Raw genomic sequence first — 19,146 nt, 5'->3', positions numbered from 1 at the left:
CTGGCACTACCGGGTGAACGCGGCTACCGTCGGCTTCAACACCCGTGAATGACTCACGGCCGGCGCTGAAGATTCGAAGCGCCAGCATCGCCGACGCGGTAGGAGGTGAGTAGACGACACCTTGCACCGGCGAGCGGCGAGACATGCAAGCCCCGTCGGTGCGGATCCACGACAACCGGGCACGCTGACGCGTGCGGACGCCGAAGAAACGAGTTGCCAAGCATGTCAAGCCAATCCCTGGACTCCCGAACGATGGTGATCGAGGACGAAACGCCCGAACCCCGACCGCGCGCCGAAGTCGCGGTCACCGGCCGCAACGTCGAGATCCCCGACCACTTCCGCAAGTACGTCGCAGAGAAACTGTCACGCCTGGAACGATTCGACCGCACGATCTATCTGTTCGACGTCGAGCTCGACCACGAGCGCAACCGCCGTCAACGCAAGAACTGTCAACACGTGGAGATCACCGCACGCGGACGCGGCCCGGTGGTCCGCGCCGAAGCCTGTGCCGACAGCTTCTACGGCGCGATGGAATCCGCGGTGGACAAGCTCGCCGAACGCCTGCGCCGCGCGCGCGACCGGCGCAAGATCCACTACGGCGACAAGACCCCGGTCTCGGTCGCCAAGGCCACCGCGGTCACCGCACCGCCCGAGCCGCTGACCACGAGCCCGACCGAACACGACGGCGCCACGCTCGACGAGCACGAGCCCGGACGCATCGTGCGGATCAAGGAGCATCCGGCCACGCCGATGACCGTCGACGACGCGCTGTCGCAGATGGAACTGGTCGGCCACGACTTCTTCCTCTTCCACGACAAGGAGAGCGACCTGCCCTCCGTGGTCTACCGCAGGCACGCCTACGACTACGGTTTGATTCGGCTCGCCTGAGCCGGGGCTTGATTCGGCTCGCCTGAGCCGGGGCTTGATTCGGCTCGCCTGAGCCGGGCCGACCACTATTTCGCCTGGCCTGACGTAGCGGGGCCGGGTCGGGGCGCATGTCGCCTACCATGGGTTGAGCTCAAGACTTCCAAACCCATAGGGGAACTAGCGTGCTGCAAAAGTTGCTGCGTCTCGGCGAGGGCCGGATGGTCAAACGCCTCAAGGGGGTGGCCGACTACGTCGACTCCCTGGCAGGCGATGTCGAGAAGCTGACCGACGCTGAACTGCGGGCCAAGACCGACGAGTTCAAGAAGCGCGTGGAGGGCGGCGAAAGCCTCGATGACCTGCTGCCCGAGGCGTTCGCCGTCGCGCGCGAGGCGGCCTGGCGGGTGCTGGACCAGAAGCCGTTCAAGGTGCAGTTGATGGGCGGCGCGGCGCTGCACTTCGGCAACGTCGCGGAGATGAAGACCGGTGAAGGCAAGACGCTGACCGGTGTGCTCCCGGCCTACCTCAACGCGCTGTCCGGCAAGGGCGTGCACATCGTCACCGTGAACGACTACCTGGCCAGGCGCGACGCCGAGTGGATGGGCCGTGTGCACCGGTTTCTCGGCCTGGAGGTCGACGTGATCCTCGCGCAGATGACCCCGGACCAGCGCCGCACCGCCTACGCCGCCGACATCACGTACGGCACCAACAACGAGTTCGGCTTCGACTACCTGCGCGACAACATGGCGCACTCCCTGGCCGACCTGGTCCAGCGCGGGCACAACTTCGCGATCGTCGACGAGGTCGACTCCATCCTCATCGACGAGGCCCGCACCCCGCTGATCATCTCCGGCCCCGCCGACGGCGCGTCGCAGTGGTACACCGAGTTCGCGCGGATCGTGCCGCTGATGGAGAAAGACGTCCACTACGAGGTCGACATCCGCAAGCGCACCGTCGGCGTGCACGAACTCGGCGTCGAGTTCGTCGAGGATCAGCTGGGCATCGACAACCTCTACGAGGCGGCCAACTCGCCGCTGGTCAGCTACCTGAACAACGCGCTGAAGGCCAAGGAGCTGTTCCAGCGCGACAAGGACTACATCGTGCGCGACGGTGACGTGCTCATCGTCGACGAGTTCACCGGCCGCGTGCTGGTGGGCCGTCGCTACAACGAGGGCATGCACCAGGCCATCGAGGCCAAGGAGCGCGTCGAGATCAAGGCCGAGAACCAGACGCTGGCCACGATCACGCTGCAGAACTACTTCCGCCTCTACGACAAGCTGGCCGGCATGACCGGCACCGCGCAGACCGAGGCGGCCGAGCTGCACGAGATCTACAAGCTCGGCGTGGTGCCCATCCCGACCAACAAGCCGATGATCCGCGCCGATCAGTCCGACCTGATCTACAAGACCGAAGAGGCCAAGTACATCGCGGTCGTCGACGACGTCGCCGAGCGCTACGAAAAGGGCCAGCCCGTCCTGATCGGCACCACCAGCGTGGAGCGTTCGGAATACCTGTCGCGCCAGTTCACCAAGCGCCGTATCCCGCACAACGTGCTCAACGCGAAGTACCACGAGCAGGAGGCCTCGATCATCGCCGAGGCCGGCCGGCTGGGCGCGATCACCGTCGCGACGAACATGGCGGGCCGCGGTACCGACATCGTGCTCGGCGGGAACCCCGACTTCCTCACCGACAAGCGGTTGCGCGAACGTGGCCTGGACCCGGTGGAGACGCCCGAGGAGTACGAGAAGGCCTGGCACGAGACGCTGTCCGCGGTCAAGGCCGAGTGCGCGCGCGAGGCCGAAGACGTGATCGCCGCGGGCGGCCTGTACGTGCTGGGCACCGAACGGCACGAATCCCGCCGTATCGACAACCAGCTGCGCGGCCGCTCCGGGCGTCAGGGTGACCCCGGCGAATCCCGGTTCTACCTGTCGCTGGGCGACGAGCTGATGCGACGGTTCAACGGCGCCACCCTGGAGGCGCTGCTGACCCGGCTCAACCTGCCCGACGACGTGCCGATCGAGGCCAAGATGGTCACCCGCGCCATCAAGAGCGCGCAGACGCAGGTGGAGCAGCAGAACTTCGAGGTCCGCAAGAACGTCCTCAAGTACGACGAGGTGATGAACAAGCAGCGCGTGGTCATCTACGAGGAGCGCAGGCGCATCCTGGAGGGCGAGAACCTCGCCGAACAGGCCCGCAACATGCTCGTCGACGTGATCACCGCCTACGTCGACGGCGCCACCGCCGAAGGCTACTCCGAGGACTGGGATCTCGAACAGCTCTGGACCGCGCTGCGGCAGCTCTACCCCGTCGGCATCGACCACCACGACCTGATCGACTCCGACGCCATCGGTGAGCCCGGCGAGTTGACCCGCGAGGAGCTGCTCGAGGCGTTGATCGCCGACGCCGACCGCGCCTACGCCGAGCGGGAGAAGCAGATCGAGGAGATCGCGGGCGAGGGCGCGATGCGCCAGCTCGAACGCAACGTGCTGCTCAACGTGCTCGACCGCAAGTGGCGCGAACATCTCTACGAGATGGACTACCTCAAGGAGGGCATCGGCCTGCGCGCGATGGCACAGCGCGATCCGCTCGTCGAGTACCAGCGCGAGGGCTACGACATGTTCATCGGCATGCTCGAGGGACTCAAGGAGGAGTCGGTCGGGTTCCTGTTCAACGTCGCGGTCGAACCCGCGCCGCAGCCCGCCGTCGCACCGATCGCCACACCGTCGGGTCTCACCGAGTTCGCCGAGGCCGCCGCCGCGCAGGCACAGGGTGGTGTGGCGACCAAGGAACGGCCCACCGGAACCGGCCTGCGCGCCAAGGGAATCGACGACGAGTCGCGTCCGCTGACCTACACCGGGCCGTCGGAGGACGGCTCGGCCGAGGTGCAGCGGTCCGGCAACGGCAGCGGTGCGCCACGTCCTGCGGCGCCCAGCGGCGGCACCCGCAAGCAGCGGCGAGAAGCCGCGCGCCAGCAGGCCCGCGAGCAGAAGGCGATGCGCAGGCGTTAGCTCTGGTGTCAGGTCTCGACGAGGGCGGCGATCCGGCCCAGCGTGGCCCGCATCCCGTCCTCGGCCTGTTTGGGTGTCCCGCCCCTTTTGAGCAGCAGGCGTTGCCGGTCCTCGGATATGTCCCAGGTTTCGCGCACCAGCGTGCCCTCGGGGTTCGGTTCGAGTTCGTAGCGCCAGATGCGCCCGCCGATCAGCCCGAGGGGGCCCATCGTCGTCTTCCACGCGATGCGGCGGTCGGGTTCGAATTCGACGACGGTGTTGGTGGTCCGGTACGGAACGAACAGCGACTCTGGCTTTCCGCGCATCGCCATGCCGAATGTCGCACCGGCGGAAAGAGGTTGGGACTTCTCGCCGGGGGTGTGAGCGACAGTGCCCGAGCCGTCGAATGCCGGGTGCCTGCCGGCGTCGGCGAGCAACGCGAAGATCGCGGCCGGGGACGCCTTGATGACACGCTGCACGCTGATCGAGTTTCCCTGCACGCCGAGCAGGCTAGCGCTCACCCGATCTGCAGCGCGACCACCCGCCAGCGTCGTCCGTCGAACGCGATGCGCGCCGCGATCGCGCGGATGCGCTGTCCGCGACTGTAAGTGCCGAATACCTCCGCGGCCGGACCCTCGTCATCGGTGACGCGCACCCTCACCCGGCGCAGGGTGGCGACGGTCGACTGCGGATGCCGGGTCATCGCGAGCACGGTTTCGATCGGCCCCGGCGCCAACAGCGGGCGCAACTGCGCCACCGGACGACGCCGGTCGATCACCTCGAGCACGCGGCGTAACGCCGCATCGGCGAATACGACCGCGGCGCGCGGCGGGGCCGGCTCCGCGGGGATCGGCACCGGCCGTTGCGGATGCCGCTTGCCCGGTCCGGTGCCTGGCCTGCCGGATGTTCGGCGCCGCAACGCTTTCGGCGACGGTGGTGGACAGGCGACGGCACCGAGAGGTGGTGGTTCACAGTCGATGACGGGCGCCACCAGCGCAGCCTCGGCAGGGGTGCAAAATGATGTCACAACGCGTTCTCCAGCTACTCGACGAGACAGGACCCGTCTGCTGGAGAGTGGCAGACACCACCATGATCGCACGGCCCGCGGTGGCCCACAGACAGCGATAGGCGCCCGTGATGCGCATCCGCAGGGTTTGCCTATAGCGTGGCGGGGACTTCGACGCACGCGGTCGCGCCGCGGCAGTACAGGGGAGGGACGACGTCGCGATGGTCACCCGGTTGTCGACGGCGGACGCGTCGTTCTACCACCTGGAGAACACGTCGACGCCGATGTACGTGGGTTCGCTGTCGATCCTTCGCAAACCCCGCGGCGGCCTGAGCTACGAAGCCCTGCTGGCCACCGTCGAACAGCGGCTGCCGCAGATACCCCGCTACCGGCAGAAGGTTCGTGAGGTGACGCTGGGCCTGGCGCGCCCGGTGTGGGTGGACGACCGCGACTTCGACATCACCTATCACATCCGTCGCTCCGCACTGCCGTCTCCGGGCAGCGACGCCCAGTTGCACGAACTCATCGCACGGCTGGGTTCGCGGCCACTGGACCGGTCGCGGCCGCTGTGGGAGATGTACCTGATCGAAGGCCTGGCCAAGAATCGCCTGGCGATCTATACGAAATCCCACCAGGCGCTGGTGAACGGAATGACGGCCCTCGAGATCGGCCACGTCATCGCCGACCGCACCCAGAAGCCGCCCGAGTTCGGCGAGGACATCTGGATTCCGTTGCGCGAGCCCAGCGATCGACAGTTGCTGCTCGGTGCGCTCGGCGAGTGGATCATGCGGCCGGCCGAGCAGATCGGTGCGGTCCGCTCCGCCGTCGTCGACGTCGCGACCAACGCGGGCCAGTTGGTCGACATGGGCCGGCGGGCCCTCGAAGTGGCCCGCACCGTGGCGCGCGGCACCGCGCCGAACAGTCCGCTGAACACCACCGTGTCGCGCAACCGGCGATTCACGGTCGCCTGCGGGCAACTCGAGGACTTCCGCACCGTGCGCGCCCGCTACGACTGCGACGTCAACGACGTGGTGCTGGCCGTGGTGGCCGGTGCGTTGCGTAATTGGCTGATGTCGCGCGGTGAACCGGTGACATCCACGGCGCGGGTGCGGGCGATGGCGCCCATGTCGGTGTATCCGGATGCCGAACTCGACGCGACTGGCCCGGGCCAGGCCATCAGCGAGGTGACGCCGTTCCTCGTCGACCTTCCCGTCGGGGAGGGCAACCCGGTGGTGCGGCTCTCGCAGATCGCGCACGCCACCGAGTCGGCATCCACCGCCTCGAGCCTGGTCGACGCGAGAACCATCGTGACCCTGTCGGGATTCGCTCCGCCGACCCTGCACGCCATGGGCATCCGGGTGGCCACCACGTTCTCGGCGCGCCAGTTCAACCTGCTGATCACCAACGTGCCGGGCGCGCAGCATCAGATGTACATCGCGGGCACCAAACTGCTGGAGACCTACGCGGTGCCGCCGCTGTTGAGCAACCAGGTGCTGGCGCTGGGGGTGACGTCCTACAACGGCATGGTCTACTTCGGCATCAATGCCGACCGCGACGCCATGAGCGACGTCGATGTTTTGCCGAGTCTGCTGCGCGAATCGCTGGAAGAACTGCTAGAGGCGGCCCACTAACACCGACCGTGCGTTTGCGGGATTGACTCTCTCGCCGCCGGCGGGGTCGAATTGGGTCACCATGACGACGAGCGCAGAGAACGAGACGCCAGGAAACTCCAGGACCGCGACGCGGCGCGCGCTCGAATCGCCGACCGATTCCGTCGTGCCCCACCCGGCGCTGGATCTGCCGCCAGGAGATGACGCCATCACCCGGTCGCGCGGGGTGGATTGGATCGTCTTCGGGGTCACCGCCGTCATCGCCATCGCGTTTTTGGTGTGGGGCTTCGTCAGCACCGAATCGCTGGCATCGGCGTCGGGCAGTGCGCTGACGTGGGTGATGGACAACACCGGGTGGCTGTTCGTGTTGACGGCCTCCGGTTTCGTGGTCTTCATTCTGTGGCTCGCCATCGGCCGCTTCGGCGCAATCCCGCTGGGTCGCGACGACGAGGAACCCGAGTTCCACGGGGTGTCGTGGGTCGCGATGATGTTCAGCGCCGGCATGGGCATCGGGCTGATGTTCTTCGGGGTCGCCGAACCGCTTTCGCACTTCGCGACACCGCCACCGGGCACCGGCGAGCCAGGCAATCCGGAGGCCGTGCAGACCGCGATGGCCACCACGCTGTTCCACTGGTCGCTGCACCCGTGGGCGATCTACGCGGTGGTCGGGCTGGCGATCGCCTACGGCGTCTACCGCAAGGGTCGGCTGCAGCTGATCAGCGCGGCGTTCGAACCGCTGCTGGGCGCGCACGCCAACGGGCCGTGGGGCAAGGTCATCGACATGCTGGCGATCTTCGCCACGCTGTTCGGCTCGGCCGCCTCACTCGGGTTGGGTGCGCTGCAGATCCGCAGCGGTCTGCAGATCGTCGGCGGTATCGGAGAAACCGGCAACACCGTCCTCATCGTCATCATCACGGTGCTGACGATGGCGTTCGTGCTGTCAGCGGTCTCCGGGGTTGCGCGCGGCATCCAGTGGTTGTCCAACATCAACATGGTGCTGGCGATGGTGCTCGCCTGCTTCGTATTCGTCGTCGGGCCAACGGTTTTCATACTCAACCTGTTGCCGACATCGCTGGGCAGCTACATGGCCGACTTTGCGATGATGTCCGCGCGCACCGGCGCCGAAGGCGCCGACGTCAACGAGTGGTTGCAGTCGTGGACGATCTTCTACTGGGCGTGGTGGGTGTCGTGGACGCCGTTCGTCGGCATGTTCATCGCGCGGATCTCACGGGGCCGCACCATCCGTCAGTTCGTCACCGGCGTGTTGCTGGTGCCCAGCCTGGTGTCGCTGGTGTGGTTCGCGGTGTTCGGCGGTTCGGCGATCCGTGTGCAGGAGGAGGGCACCGACCTCGCCGGTGAAGGCAGCATCGAGGCCCAGCTGTTCGGCTTGCTCGACCAGTATCCGATCGCGGCGATCGCCAGTGTGCTGGTGATGCTGCTGGTGGCGATCTTCTTCGTCTCCGGCGCGGATGCGGCGTCGGTGGTGATGGGATCGCTGTCCGAGCGCGGCACGATCAGACCCGGTAGAGCCACCGTGATCTTCTGGGGTGTGGCCACCGGCGCCGTGGCCGCGGTGATGCTGCTGGTCGGCGGGGAGGACGCCCTGACCGGGTTGCAGACCATCACCATCATCGCGGCGCTGCCGTTCGTGGTCGTGATGGTCGGCATGGCGGTGGGGCTGGTCAAGGACCTGCGCCGCGACCCGCTGATGGTCCGCAGGCAATACGCGAGGGAGGCCGTCGACACCGCGGTCATCCAGGGCGTCACCGAGCACGGTGACGACTTCGTCATCTCGGTGGAAAAGGATCCGGCGAGCGAAAAGTCGCCTGACGACTAATCTCGCCTGGTGCGCGTCTACATCCCCGCGACCCTGACCATGCTGCAGCAGCTCGTGGCCGAGCGGTTGCTGCATGCCCGCAGCGGTACGGCGTTCGCGCTGACGCCGGCCCTGCGTGAGTCCTACGCCGAGGGCGACGACGAAGAACTCGCCGAGGTCGCGCGCCGGGAGGCCGCGCTGGCATCGCTGCGACTGCTCGCCGGTGACGGAGTGGGGGAGCTGCCGCCGCGGCGCGTGGTGGTGGAGGCCGAGGTCGACGGCGTGACGCCGCGGCCCGATCTCGACGACGCGGTGGTGCGGCTGGCCGGTCCGGTCGCCTTCGAGGACGTCATCGCCGCGTATGTCGACAATGCCGACGCCGAGTCCGCGGTGTTGGCGGCGATCGAGGCCGTCGACGAGGCGGATCTCGGCGACGAGGATGCCGACTTCGTCGTCGGGGATGCCCAGGACCACGACCTGGCCTGGTACGCGCCGCAGGAACTGCCGTTCCTGCTCGAACTGCTCTGATCCGCGCATCGGCCGTCATCTCGGCTGGATACGGAAGCGTAGGTTACGGTACCGTAGGTTCATGGCCAAGAACTCCATCAAGGTGTCGGCCAACGTCGTCGACACGGTGCGGCCGACGGTCGCCGGGACCAAGAATCCGGGCTTACATGCGCTACGCACGATCGTGGGGCGAATCACCACGCCGCTGCTGCCCGACGACTACCTCAAACTTGCCAACCCGTTGTGGTCGGCGCGCGAGCTGCGCGGCCGGGTGCTCGGCGTCCGGCGCGAGACCGAGGACTCCGCGACGCTGGTGATCAAGCCGGGATGGGGTTTCTCGTTCGATTACCAGCCCGGCCAGTACATCGGGATCGGCGTGCAGATCGACGGTCGCTGGCGCTGGCGGTCCTATTCCCTGACCTCGGCACCGTCGCGCACCGCCCGAACCATCACCATCACTGTCAAGGCCATGCCCGAAGGGTTCTTGTCGACGCATCTGGTGGACGGACTGGCGCCGGGCACGATCGTGCGGCTGGCCGCGCCGCAGGGCAACTTCGTGATGCCCGACCCGGCCCCGCCCAAGGTGCTGTTCCTCACCGGCGGCTCCGGTGTCACGCCGGTGATGTCGATGCTGCGGACGCTGGCTCGGCGTGACCAGATCACCGATATCGTCCACTTGCATTCTGCGCCAACGCAATCCGATGTCATGTTCGCTTCGGAACTCGCCGACCTGACCCGTGCGCACGACGGTTACCGACTGCGGACCCGCGCGACGCGCAGCCAGGGCCGACTGGACCTGTCGCGTCTCGACGACGAGGTCCCCGACTGGCGTGAACGACAGACCTGGGCGTGTGGTCCCGAGGGCATGCTCGATGCCGCCCAGCGCTGTTGGTCGGCCGCCGGGCTCGCTGAACGCCTGCACCTCGAGCGCTTCGCGGTGTCCAAGGCGGCCGTGCACGGGCAGGGCGGCACCGTCGAGTTCGCGCGCAGCGGCAAGACGGCCACGGTGGACGCCGCGACGCCGCTGATGGAGGCCGGGGAGCAGGTCGGTGTGCAGATGCCGTTCGGCTGCCGGATGGGTATCTGCCAGTCATGTGTGGTGGGCCTCGTCGAGGGACACGTCCGCGACCTGCGCACCGGTGTCGAGCACGAGCCGGGCAGCCGGGTGCAGACGTGTGTGTCTGCCGCATCGGGCGATTGTGTGCTCGATGTCTGAGGTTTACTGGCTGGTAACCTACGGGTACGTAGGTTACGGTAGCGTAGGCGCACGAGAGGAGGCTTGACGATGGCAATAACCGACGTTCCCGAATTCGCGCATCTGACTGATGCGGATATCGAGAGTCTGGCTGTGGAACTGGACGCGATCCGGCAGGACATCGAAGACTCCCGCGGTGAGCGCGATGCGCGCTATATCCGTCGCACCATCGCGGCCCAGCGTGCGCTGGAGGTCGCTGGCCGCCTGATGCTGGCCGCGAGTTCACGCCGCTCGGCTTGGTGGGCCGGAACCGTCACCCTGGGCGTGGCCAAGATCATCGAGAACATGGAGATCGGCCACAACGTCATGCACGGCCAGTGGGATTGGATGAACGATCCCGAGATTCACTCCTCGACGTGGGAGTGGGACATGAGTGGCTCGTCCAAGCACTGGCGCTTCACCCACAACTTCATGCATCACAAGTACACCAACATCCTGGGCATGGACGACGACGTGGGCTACGGGCTGTTGCGGGTCACCCGGGACACGAAGTGGAAGCCGTTCAACCTCGGAAACCTGCTCTACAACACGATTCTCGCGCTCGGCTTCGAGTGGGGCGTCGGTCTGCAGCACGTGGAGCTGGGCAAGATCTTCAAGGGCAGGGACAATCGCGACGAAAGCAAGACCCGGGCGCGGGAGTTCGCCGCCAAGGCGGGCGCGCAGGTGGTCAAGGACTACGTCGCCTACCCCGCATTGACCTCGCTGTCGCCCGCAGCGACATTCCGGTCGACGCTGACGGCCAATGCGGTAGCGAACGTGATCCGCAATGTCTGGTCGAATGCGGTCATCTTCTGCGGCCACTTCCCTGACGGCGCAGAGAAATTCACCAAGACCGACATGGCCGGTGAGAGCAAGGGCCAGTGGTATCTGCGCCAGATGCTCGGAAGCGCCAACTTCGAGAATGGTCCGGTGCTGCGGTTCATGAGCGGCAACCTGTGCCACCAGATCGAGCACCATCTGTACCCGGACCTTCCGAGTAACCGGCTGCACGAGATCTCGGTGCGGGTGCGGCAGGTGTGCGACAAATACGACCTGCCCTACACGACCGGTTCGTTCCTGGTGCAGTACGGCAAGACGTGGCGGACCATCGCCAAGCTGTCGCTGCCGGACAAGTATCTGCGCGACACCGCCGACGATGCGCCGGAGACGCGCAGCGAGCGGATGTTCGCCGAACTGGAGCCGGCCCAGCGGCGTGGTCTCAAGTCGTCGATCGCGGCCGTGCGCGCACGTCGTCTCGAGAAGCGCGCCAACCGCGAGCAGGCCCGGATTCAGCGCGCGGCCTAACTTCCATTTGGCGCGAGCGTGCGCGTCTGCACACGACACACCGCTGATTTTCGTGAGTTTGTGCACGCTCGCGGCGCGGTGAACGTGCGCCCGCGGGTAAGGCCGACTCGGGCGGCCGACTCGGAAGCCCGATCGGAAGCCTCTGAGAGTGGCATGTTCGGTTGTGGCGTGAGCCGGAGCGACTTGCTTTGCGCACTGTCGTCGAGTGCGAGAGTGCGTAAAGTGTCGATTATCGTCGGCGTGTCGTGTGTAGACGCGCACGCTCGCGCGGAGAGTGATCAGTAGGCCGCCGACTCGTGCAGCGCGGCCAGCAGTCTGCGCGCCGCGGCGACGCGGTCCACTGCGGCGCCGCTCAATGTGTCCAGCGCGCACTCCGGGTCGGCGGGCGGACCCATGTGCCCGCATCCGCGGGGGCAGTCCTTGATCGCCTCGGCCAGATCCGAAAAGGCCAGCAGCACATCGTCGGGTTCGATGTGCGCCAATCCGAACGACCGGATACCGGGCGTATCGATCACCCACCCGCCCAGTTCCAGCGGCAGCGCCACCGACTGGGTCGACGTATGTCTGCCCTTCCCAACATCGGTCACCTCGCCGGTGGCCCGTTCAGCCTGGGGGACAAGACGATTCACCAACGTCGACTTCCCGACCCCCGAATGGCCGAGCAGAACGGTGACCCGTCCCGCCAGCATCGAGGCCACGGCGTCGAGCGGATCGTCGCGGCCGGCGGTGGTGATCGTCAGATCGAGATCGGCGAACTGCGCCGCAAACGGTTGCGGCGGCGCGAGATCCGTCTTGGTCAGGCACAGGATCGGCTGCAGCCCACCGGCGTAGGCCGCGATCAGCGCGCGCTCGACCAACCCTGTGCGCGGCGGCGGATCGGCCAGCGCGACGACGATCAACAGCTGATCGGCATTGGCGACCACCACACGCTCCGTCGGGTCGGTGTCATCGGCGGTGCGGCGCAACACGGTTCGTCGATCGCCGCGGCGCACGATGCGGGCCAGCGTGTCGGGCCGGCCCGAGAGATCACCGACGATGCCGACCTCGTCGCCGACGACGATCGGGGTGCGGCCCAGCTCACGGGCGCGCATCGCGACCACGCGGCGGCCGGGGTCCCCGCCGAGCGCGCACCCCCACCGCCCACGGTCGACCGTCACCACCATCGCTTCTTGCGCGTCGGCGTGCTCAGGACGAATCTTGGTCCGCGGCCGCGAGCCTCGGCCGGGCCGCACCCGGACATCGGACTCGTCGTACTCGCGTCGGCTCAAGCGGGGTCGACCTCCGCCGTCTGCCCCGCGAGCATGTCGGCCCACAACTGCGGGAAACCGGGCAACGTCTTGGCGGTGGTGTCGATGTCCTCGACCGCGACGTCCGGCACCCGAAGCCCCACGATCGCGCCCGCGGTGGCCATCCGGTGGTCGGCATACGACCGCCACAGCCCGCCGTGCAGCGGTCGGGCGGTGATCACCAGTCCGTCCTCGGTCTCCTCGCACTGACCGCCGAGACCGTTGATCTCCGCCGACAGTGCCGCGAGCCGGTCCGTCTCGTGTCCACGCAGATGTGCGATGCCCGACAGCTTCGACACCGAGCCGGGGGAGGCCAGGGCGGCCAGCGCAGCGACGGCGGGTGTGAGCTCACCGACCTCGTGCAGATCGACGTCGATACCGCCGTACACTTGGGCGCCACCCACTTCGAGGTATGTATCACCGTGTTGCACAACGGATCCCAGCTTCGTCAAGATCGACACGATCGTGTCGGCCGGTTGCGTGCTCACCCGCGGCCAGCCCATCAACCGCACGCTGCCCCCGCTGACCACCGCCGCCGCCAGGAACGGCACCGCGTTGGACAGGTCGGGCTCGATGTCCCAATGCCGGGCAGCCACCGGCCCCGGAGACACCCGCCATCGGTTGTCGCGGCTGTCGTCGACGTCGACTCCGGCGTCGCGCAGCATCGCGACCGTCATCGCCACATGCGGTGCGGAGGGCACCGAGCCGCCGGTGTGCACGACGGTCAGCCCGTCGCGGAAGCCCGCCCCCGACAGCAGCAGGCCCGAAACGAACTGGGACGACGCCGAGGCATCGATCTCCACCGTTCCGCCGGTGACCGATCCGGTGCCCCGCACCGAGAAGGGGAGGCCCTCGCCGTCGATGTCGACCCCGAGGCCGCGCAACGCGTCCAGTAGGGGCGCGATGGGGCGGGCGCGGGCCTGTTCATCACCGTCGAACACGACCGTGGCCGTGCCCAGGGCGGCCACCGGCGGCACGAACCGCAACACCGTGCCGGCCAGTCCGCAGTCGATGCGCGCCCCGTCGCTCGGTGCGATCCGGCCGCTGACGGACAGTTCGTCGGCGTGACCCTCGACCGTCACGCCGAGCGCGGTCAGCGCCCCGATCATCAGGTCGGTGTCGCGGCTGCGCAACGCCCCGCTGATCGTGGAATCGCCGTTGGCCGTGGCCAGCGCCGCCAGCAGCAGCGCCCGGTTCGTCTGCGATTTCGAGCCGGGCACGGTGACGGTGGCATGCACTGGAGTTGTCGTCGACGGTGCAGGCCAGGCCTTGCCTTGGTGGTGTCCGGACGCGCTCACTGCTCCATCTTCCCCTGTCGGCTCGCCGTGCCACCATGGGATTCATGTGTGGACGTTTCGCGGTGACCACGGACCCGGCGCTACTGGCCGAGAAGATCAAGGCGATCGACGAGACGACGGCGGCCTCTGCCGGCGGTAAGGATGCGTCGGCGCCGAATTACAACGTCGCCCCGACCACGACCGTCAGCACCGTGGTCAAGCGCCACAGCGAACCCGACGACGAAGCCACCCGGCGGCTGCGGTCGATGCGCTGGGGCCTGGTGCCGCCGTGGGTGAAGGCCAAAGAGGACGGCAGCCCCGAGACCAAGGGGCCGTTGCTGATCAACGCGCGCTCGGACAAGCTGACCACGTCGCCGGCCTTCCGTAACTCGGCCAAGAACAAGCGCTGCCTGGTGCCGATGGACGGCTGGTATGAGTGGCAGGGCGAGCGAGGCGCCAAGACGCCCTTCTTCATGTACGCGGGCGACGGTGAGCCGCTGTTCATGGCGGGGTTGTGGTCGACGTGGCGGCCGAAAGACGCGCCCAAGGACGCCAACCCGCTGCTCAGCTGCACGATCATCACCACCGACGCCGCTGGTCCGCTGGCCGAGATCCACGACCGGATGCCGCTGACCGTCAGCGAGCGCGACTGGGACCGCTGGTTGGACCCCGACGCGCCGATCGACGAGGGGCTGTTGCGCGGCCACGGAGACCTCGACCGCATCGAGATCCGCGAGGTGTCCCGGCTGGTGAACAGCGTCCGTAACAACGGCCCGGAGTTGATCGAGCCCGTCGAACCCTCGGCCGGACAAGGCACCCTGCTTTGACGCAGCCGGATTCGTCCGGGCCGCTGCACTCCGTCGCCGTCATCGACGCGCTGGCCGCCGACCTGCGCAGCGCGGGTTACAGCATCGACGGGGTGGCCGCTCTGCTCGGTCACGACGCTGATGCCGCGTTCGCCAGGGGAGTGTGGTGGCCGGCGCTGCGGGCCACCGACCGCGTGCTGCGCAGCGGGACAGCACAGCAGCGACGCCTGGCGGTACTGGTGCGTCTGTTCCTGCTGGGCTCGGCCGAACCCGCCGAGCACGTCGCCCTCGCGCTCGCATCCGTCGACATCGACGAGTTGGTGGCCAACGGCGTTCTGGAATGGGCGGCCGAGGGCACCGTGCGCGCCGCCCTGGACCTGCGACCCCACAGCGACGGCGCCAACGACTTCTTCGTCGTCTCCGACCTGGACGCCTCGATGCGTTCGGGGCCCGTGCGCCGGGACCACGTCCTGGGCATCGGCGGTGCGTCGGTCTCGCTGGCCCGCGCGGTCGTGCGCAAGCCGGTCGCCCGCGCGCTCGACCTCGGTACAGGCTGCGGAGTGCAGGCGCTCCACCTCAACGGGCACTGCGCGCACATCGTGGCCACCGACACCAACGACCGGGCACTCGCACTGGCGGCGGTGACTGCGCGCCTCAACGACATGTCCTGGGATCTGCGGCGCGGCAGCCTGTTTGAGCCGGTCGCCGGGGAGCGCTTTGACCTCGTCGTCTCCAATCCGCCGTTCGTGGTGGGGCAGGGTTACCGCGACTACCTCTACCGCGACTCGGGAGTCGCCGGGGACGCCTTGTGTCACAACCTCATCGAGCACATTGGTGCTCATCTGGAGCCCGGGGGTACGGCGCTGATCATGGCCAACTGGATCGTTCGTCGGGACGACTGGCGCGACCGGGTGCGAAGTTGGTTGGCGGGCACCGGGTTGCACGCGTGGGTGGTGCAGCGTGAACTCGCCGACCCGGTCAGCTATGTGTCGTTGTGGACCGCCGACGCCGGGGAGGACCCGGAGCGGGCGGCGCGCCGCGGAGGGCAGTGGCTCGACTGGTTCGCCGATGAGGGCATCACCGGCATCGGCATGGGTGTGATCGCCTTGCGCGCACCACGATCCGGTGAGCGCCGCGCGCCTGAGCATGTCCTCGAGGAGATCACCGGCGCGGACGAGGCCCTCACCGGCGATGAGGTCGACGCGTTCTTCGCGCGCCGGGAGTACCTGCACGACACCACCGACGAGCAGTTGCTTGCCGCGAGGCTGTCGACGGCGCCGGTCTTCCTCGAGGAGCAGTCGCTGCCGGGGCCCGACGGTTGGCAGATCGTCGGTGCGGCCGTGCGTCGCCCCGGTGGGCCCGGTGCGGTCATCGGCGTCGACGAGATCGGCCGAGCGCTGTTGGCCGGATGCCGGGGCGAGGTGCCGCTGGGAACGCTGATCGACCTGCTCGCAACCGTTCACGGTGTCGACGCCGACGCCCTGGCGGGGGCCGCGCTGCCGGTCGTGCGGGAGGCGGTGGGGCGGGGCATCCTCTTCCAGGCCCACTGACCCTTGACAGAGGATTCCTCGGTTCGATTAGAGTAATCCTCGTGCCCTCGCGTACGCGCCCCGATGCGCGGAGCCGGTTGCTCGCCGTCGCGCGCCGCCGGTTCGCGGCCGACGGCGCTCTCTCGGCCACCCTCGACGAGGTTCGCCGTGAAGCCGAGGTGAGTGTCGGCGCGCTGTATCACCATTTCCCCGACAAGCTTTCGCTCGCCACCGCCGTCTTCGCCGAGGTGCTCGCCGAGTACCAGGCCGGGTTCCTCACGATGCTGCGCGCACACGACACCGCCGAGGGCGGCATCCGCGGCGGTGTCGCCTATCACCTGCGGTGGGTTTCGACGCATCGCAACGAGGCCGGCCTACTGCTCGGCCCCAGGCTCGACAGTGCAGAACTGCGATCACACAACGAGACCTTTTTCGCGACCATCCGCGACTGGTGGCGTCCGCATCACGGTTACGGCGCGCTGCAGCCGATGCGGGTCGGGGTGACCGCAGCGTTGTGGCTCGGCCCCGCCCAGGAGTACAGCCGATACTGGATCGCCGGGGCGGCCAGGCGGATACCACCGCAAACAATCGAGACCTTTGCCGACGCTGCGTGGAAGGCGTTGCGCACCAACGACATCGAGGAGGATCCGTCATGACCGATTCGCTGTACCGGACCATGGTGGCCAGCGGCGACGAGGCCGACGCGCCGCCTCGGGTGCGCGTCGAGCACCGAGGGGACAGGGCCGTCGTCACGCTCGACGAGCCGCGACGGCTCAACGTGCTGTCCGCGCCGTTGGTGCGCCAACTGCGACGGGCGCTGACCGACCTCGATGCCGACCCGGATATCCGTTCGGTGGTGCTCACCGGCGCGGACCCCGGCTTCAGCGCCGGCGGCGACCTACGCATGATGGACGCCGCGATCGACCAACTCGGCGCACCGGAGGGCGCGGCCGATATCTGGCGCTGGATTCGCCGTGAGTTCGGCGGCATCGCGCGGCTGATCGCCGGATCCGACACGATCTTCGTCGCCGCGCTCAACGGAGCAGCGGCCGGCGTCGGGCTGGCCTGGGCGCTGACCTGCGACCTCGTGATCGCCAGCGAACGTGCCGTCGTGGTGCCCGCCTTCGCCAACCTGGGGCTGATTCCCGAGGTCGGCACCAGTTGGGCCCTGACCCGGCGCCTGGGTTACCAGGGTGCGCTCGCCTACTACCTGCGCGGCGAACACATCGACGCCCGCGAAGCGCTGCGGCTCGGCCTGGTGCAGGAGGTCGTCGAACACGACCGTCTGCTCGAGGTCGCCGACGAGTGGTGTTCGCGCATTGCCGCGCTCCCGCCGCACGCCGTCGCGATGAGCAAGCCGTTGCTGCGGGCGGCCGCCGACGCCGACTGGTCCGATGCCCTCACCTTGGAGGAGTTCGCCGAGCCCGCGTGCTTCACCACCGCGGCGTTCGCCGACAGCGTGCGTTCGATGCTCTCCTGAGGCTGCCTCGGTATCCACGGCCTATGCTCGGTTTCACCGCATTTGCCTGATCAGCTCGGAATGGGCATTAACATAGTGCGGGTAGGTCGAGTGAGGGGGTCGAGTGTGGTCAGTGCGGTGAGGAAGCTTCTGAGCTTCGAGATGACCCTCGCTGAATGGATCGGCACCGGGCTCATCCTCGCCGCGCCCTACGTCGTCGTCGGCATCGGCTGGACCGCCTTGCGCCTGGACAGGCTGGACGGCAGTGGGCTGACCTGGCTGATCCAGGTGGTCGGTTCGGTCGCGTTCTGGCCGGCGCTGGTCTTCTCGGCGGTGTGTGTCGGATGACCGACCGCTACCGCATCTCCGTTCGACGACGCACCGCCCGATGGGACCCCGAGGCCGACGTGACCGCCGGGGACGCGATGGACTTCTGGGCGTTCGCCGGCGGCGCCGCCAACGTCGTCATGCAGCTGTCCTGGCCGGAGGTCGGTTACGGCGTCGCCGAAAGCAAGGTCGATTCGGGGAACCTGCTCAAACACCCGTGGAAGCGGGCGCGCACGACGTTCCAGTACCTCGCCGTCTCGGTGCTGGGGACTCCCGATGACCGCGCGGCCTTCCGGGAGGCGGTCAACACCGCGCACCGCCACGTCAAGTCGACCGCCGAGAGCCCCGTGCGGTACAACGCCTTCGATCGCGACCTGCAGATGTGGGTGGCGGCTTGCCTTTTCGTCGGGCTGGAGGACACCTATCAGCTACTGCGCGGTGAGATGACACCACAGCAGGCCGAGCAGTTCTACCGCTCCGCATGGCCACTGGGCACCACCCTGCAGGTCACCGAAGATCAGTGGCCGCCGACGCGCGCCGAGTTCGACGACTACTGGCGAACCGCGTGCGAGCGGGTCAAGATCGACGACCGGGTCCGTGACCACCTGATGCACATGCTCAATCTGCGCATGATCAACCCGCTACTGGGCCTGCCGTTCCGGCCGTTGCTGAAGTTTCTGACAGCCGGATTCCTCGCTCCGGTGTTCCGTGAGCAGATGGGCCTGCGGTGGAGCGGGTTTCACCAGTTCCTGTTCGAATGGCTCTTCCTCACAGTCGCTTTCGTCAACAGGTTCATGCCGGTGTTCCTGCGCCAGGGCGGCAGCTACGTGCTGCTCGCCGACGTGCGCCGCCGGGTCCGTACGCGCAAGGCGCTGGTATGACGGGGTTGCGCCGCCTGCTCAGTCGCCGGGTCAGCGTCGAGGCGATGATCGAGGCCGGCATGTGGCTGTCGATCCCGTACCTGGTGATCGGGCTGATATGGGCCTTCTTCGACGCCGAGCAGGTGCAGCTGATCGACGCCGCGCTGCGCACGCGGATTCCGGCCGGGTCCGACATCGGCGCGTTCATGGTGACGGCGGTGTTCTGGCCGGCGAACCTGTTGGGCATCGAACTCTGCGTTCCCTGACGCATCG

The 19,146-nt window shown here is 67.9% G+C and carries 18 protein-coding genes; 14 read left to right on the top strand and 4 right to left on the bottom strand.

The genetic code is table 11. The features are described 5' to 3' along the window. Window positions 1–222 precede the first annotated feature (222 nt). A complete protein-coding gene (hpf, locus tag RMCN_RS27170) occupies window positions 223–888 on the top strand; it encodes a ribosome hibernation-promoting factor, HPF/YfiA family (protein WP_067395865.1) in 666 nt (221 codons plus the stop codon). A gap of 161 nt (window positions 889–1,049) precedes the next feature. Then, window positions 1,050–3,872 (top strand): preprotein translocase subunit SecA, encoded by a 2,823-nt coding sequence (gene secA, locus RMCN_RS27165; RefSeq protein ID WP_067395863.1) that lies wholly within the window; start codon window positions 1,050–1,052, stop codon window positions 3,870–3,872. Window positions 3,873–3,880: 8 nt separating this feature from the next. Here secA and RMCN_RS27160 read toward each other — a convergent pair whose 3' ends face one another. Further along, on the bottom strand, window positions 3,881–4,351 hold the full coding sequence (locus RMCN_RS27160) for an SRPBCC family protein (protein WP_067396287.1): 471 nt from the start codon (window positions 4,349–4,351) through the stop codon (window positions 3,881–3,883). Window positions 4,352–4,368: 17 nt separating this feature from the next. Beyond that, window positions 4,369–4,878: an Rv3235 family protein gene (locus RMCN_RS27155; protein WP_064412445.1), complete on the bottom strand. Its 510-nt coding sequence runs from the start codon at window positions 4,876–4,878 to the stop codon at window positions 4,369–4,371. A 200-nt stretch (window positions 4,879–5,078) separates the two neighbouring features. Here RMCN_RS27155 and RMCN_RS27150 point away from each other — a divergent pair, with 200 nt between their 5' ends. From RMCN_RS27150 to RMCN_RS27130, 5 genes are all read left to right on the top strand, one after another. Then, entirely contained in the window at window positions 5,079–6,488 is a 1,410-nt protein-coding gene (locus RMCN_RS27150; RefSeq protein WP_067395861.1) for a WS/DGAT/MGAT family O-acyltransferase, read from the top strand. A 61-nt stretch (window positions 6,489–6,549) separates the two neighbouring features. Then, the gene (locus RMCN_RS27145; RefSeq protein ID WP_067395857.1) at window positions 6,550–8,304 is read left to right on the top strand and encodes a BCCT family transporter; all 1,755 of its coding nucleotides are present in this window, start codon (window positions 6,550–6,552) and stop codon (window positions 8,302–8,304) included. A gap of 9 nt (window positions 8,305–8,313) precedes the next feature. Beyond that, window positions 8,314–8,811, top strand: a complete 498-nt coding sequence (locus tag RMCN_RS27140) for a DUF6912 family protein (protein ID WP_067395855.1) — start codon at window positions 8,314–8,316, stop codon at window positions 8,809–8,811. A gap of 61 nt (window positions 8,812–8,872) precedes the next feature. Further along, on the top strand, window positions 8,873–10,006 hold the full coding sequence (locus tag RMCN_RS27135) for a ferredoxin reductase (RefSeq protein ID WP_067395853.1): 1,134 nt from the start codon (window positions 8,873–8,875) through the stop codon (window positions 10,004–10,006). A 69-nt stretch (window positions 10,007–10,075) separates the two neighbouring features. Continuing rightward, a complete protein-coding gene (locus RMCN_RS27130) occupies window positions 10,076–11,329 on the top strand; it encodes a fatty acid desaturase family protein (RefSeq protein ID WP_067395850.1) in 1,254 nt (417 codons plus the stop codon). Window positions 11,330–11,607: 278 nt separating this feature from the next. On the opposite strand, the gene rsgA is transcribed toward RMCN_RS27130, so the two are convergent. Then, window positions 11,608–12,597 carry a ribosome small subunit-dependent GTPase A gene (gene rsgA / locus RMCN_RS27125; protein ID WP_067395848.1) on the bottom strand — a complete coding sequence of 330 codons (990 nt, stop codon included), beginning with the start codon at window positions 12,595–12,597 and terminating at the stop codon, window positions 11,608–11,610. Beyond that, window positions 12,594–13,913 (bottom strand): 3-phosphoshikimate 1-carboxyvinyltransferase, encoded by a 1,320-nt coding sequence (gene aroA / locus RMCN_RS27120; RefSeq protein WP_067395845.1) that lies wholly within the window; start codon window positions 13,911–13,913, stop codon window positions 12,594–12,596. The genes rsgA and aroA overlap by 4 nt, the downstream gene beginning before the upstream one ends. Window positions 13,914–13,957: 44 nt before the next feature. Here aroA and RMCN_RS27115 point away from each other — a divergent pair, with 44 nt between their 5' ends. From RMCN_RS27115 to RMCN_RS27085, 7 genes are all read left to right on the top strand, one after another. Continuing rightward, window positions 13,958–14,719 carry an SOS response-associated peptidase gene (locus RMCN_RS27115; RefSeq protein WP_201028973.1) on the top strand — a complete coding sequence of 254 codons (762 nt, stop codon included), beginning with the start codon at window positions 13,958–13,960 and terminating at the stop codon, window positions 14,717–14,719. After that, the gene (locus tag RMCN_RS27110; protein ID WP_067395842.1) at window positions 14,716–16,248 is read left to right on the top strand and encodes a DUF7782 domain-containing protein; all 1,533 of its coding nucleotides are present in this window, start codon (window positions 14,716–14,718) and stop codon (window positions 16,246–16,248) included. The genes RMCN_RS27115 and RMCN_RS27110 overlap by 4 nt, the downstream gene beginning before the upstream one ends. Before the next feature lie 41 nt (window positions 16,249–16,289). After that, window positions 16,290–16,883, top strand: coding sequence for a TetR/AcrR family transcriptional regulator (locus RMCN_RS27105; RefSeq protein WP_067395839.1), 594 nt, complete (start codon window positions 16,290–16,292; stop codon window positions 16,881–16,883). Next, window positions 16,880–17,707 carry an enoyl-CoA hydratase/isomerase family protein gene (locus RMCN_RS27100; RefSeq protein WP_064412456.1) on the top strand — a complete coding sequence of 276 codons (828 nt, stop codon included), beginning with the start codon at window positions 16,880–16,882 and terminating at the stop codon, window positions 17,705–17,707. Before RMCN_RS27105 ends, RMCN_RS27100 begins: the two co-directional genes overlap by 4 nt. Before the next feature lie 117 nt (window positions 17,708–17,824). After that, complete coding sequence (locus RMCN_RS27095; protein WP_082680674.1) at window positions 17,825–18,034, top strand: hypothetical protein; 210 nt, start codon at window positions 17,825–17,827, stop codon at window positions 18,032–18,034. Further along, the gene (locus RMCN_RS27090; protein ID WP_064412458.1) at window positions 18,031–18,894 is read left to right on the top strand and encodes an oxygenase MpaB family protein; all 864 of its coding nucleotides are present in this window, start codon (window positions 18,031–18,033) and stop codon (window positions 18,892–18,894) included. Before RMCN_RS27095 ends, RMCN_RS27090 begins: the two co-directional genes overlap by 4 nt. Beyond that, on the top strand, window positions 18,891–19,139 hold the full coding sequence (locus RMCN_RS27085; protein ID WP_064412459.1) for a hypothetical protein: 249 nt from the start codon (window positions 18,891–18,893) through the stop codon (window positions 19,137–19,139). The genes RMCN_RS27090 and RMCN_RS27085 overlap by 4 nt, the downstream gene beginning before the upstream one ends. Window positions 19,140–19,146: the final 7 nt, after the last annotated feature.

Origin of the sequence: Mycolicibacterium novocastrense (genome assembly GCF_001570485.1) — a bacterium.
GTDB lineage: Bacteria > Actinomycetota > Actinomycetes > Mycobacteriales > Mycobacteriaceae > Mycobacterium > Mycobacterium novocastrense.
The sequence above is the reverse complement of the archived record's forward strand: the minus strand, read 5'-3'. Positions and strand labels throughout refer to the sequence as shown.

Coding starts and splice junctions, on each gene's coding strand:
- hpf (WP_067395865.1), top strand. CDS start 223: ATGTCAAGCCAATCCCTGGACTCCCGAACGATGGTGATCGAGGACGAA.
- RMCN_RS27150 (WP_067395861.1), top strand. CDS start 5,079: ATGGTCACCCGGTTGTCGACGGCGGACGCGTCGTTCTACCACCTGGAG.
- RMCN_RS27145 (WP_067395857.1), top strand. CDS start 6,550: ATGACGACGAGCGCAGAGAACGAGACGCCAGGAAACTCCAGGACCGCG.
- RMCN_RS27135 (WP_067395853.1), top strand. CDS start 8,873: ATGGCCAAGAACTCCATCAAGGTGTCGGCCAACGTCGTCGACACGGTG.
- RMCN_RS27130 (WP_067395850.1), top strand. CDS start 10,076: ATGGCAATAACCGACGTTCCCGAATTCGCGCATCTGACTGATGCGGAT.
- RMCN_RS27115 (WP_201028973.1), top strand. CDS start 13,958: ATGTGTGGACGTTTCGCGGTGACCACGGACCCGGCGCTACTGGCCGAG.
- RMCN_RS27100 (WP_064412456.1), top strand. CDS start 16,880: ATGACCGATTCGCTGTACCGGACCATGGTGGCCAGCGGCGACGAGGCC.
- RMCN_RS27090 (WP_064412458.1), top strand. CDS start 18,031: ATGACCGACCGCTACCGCATCTCCGTTCGACGACGCACCGCCCGATGG.
- RMCN_RS27085 (WP_064412459.1), top strand. CDS start 18,891: ATGACGGGGTTGCGCCGCCTGCTCAGTCGCCGGGTCAGCGTCGAGGCG.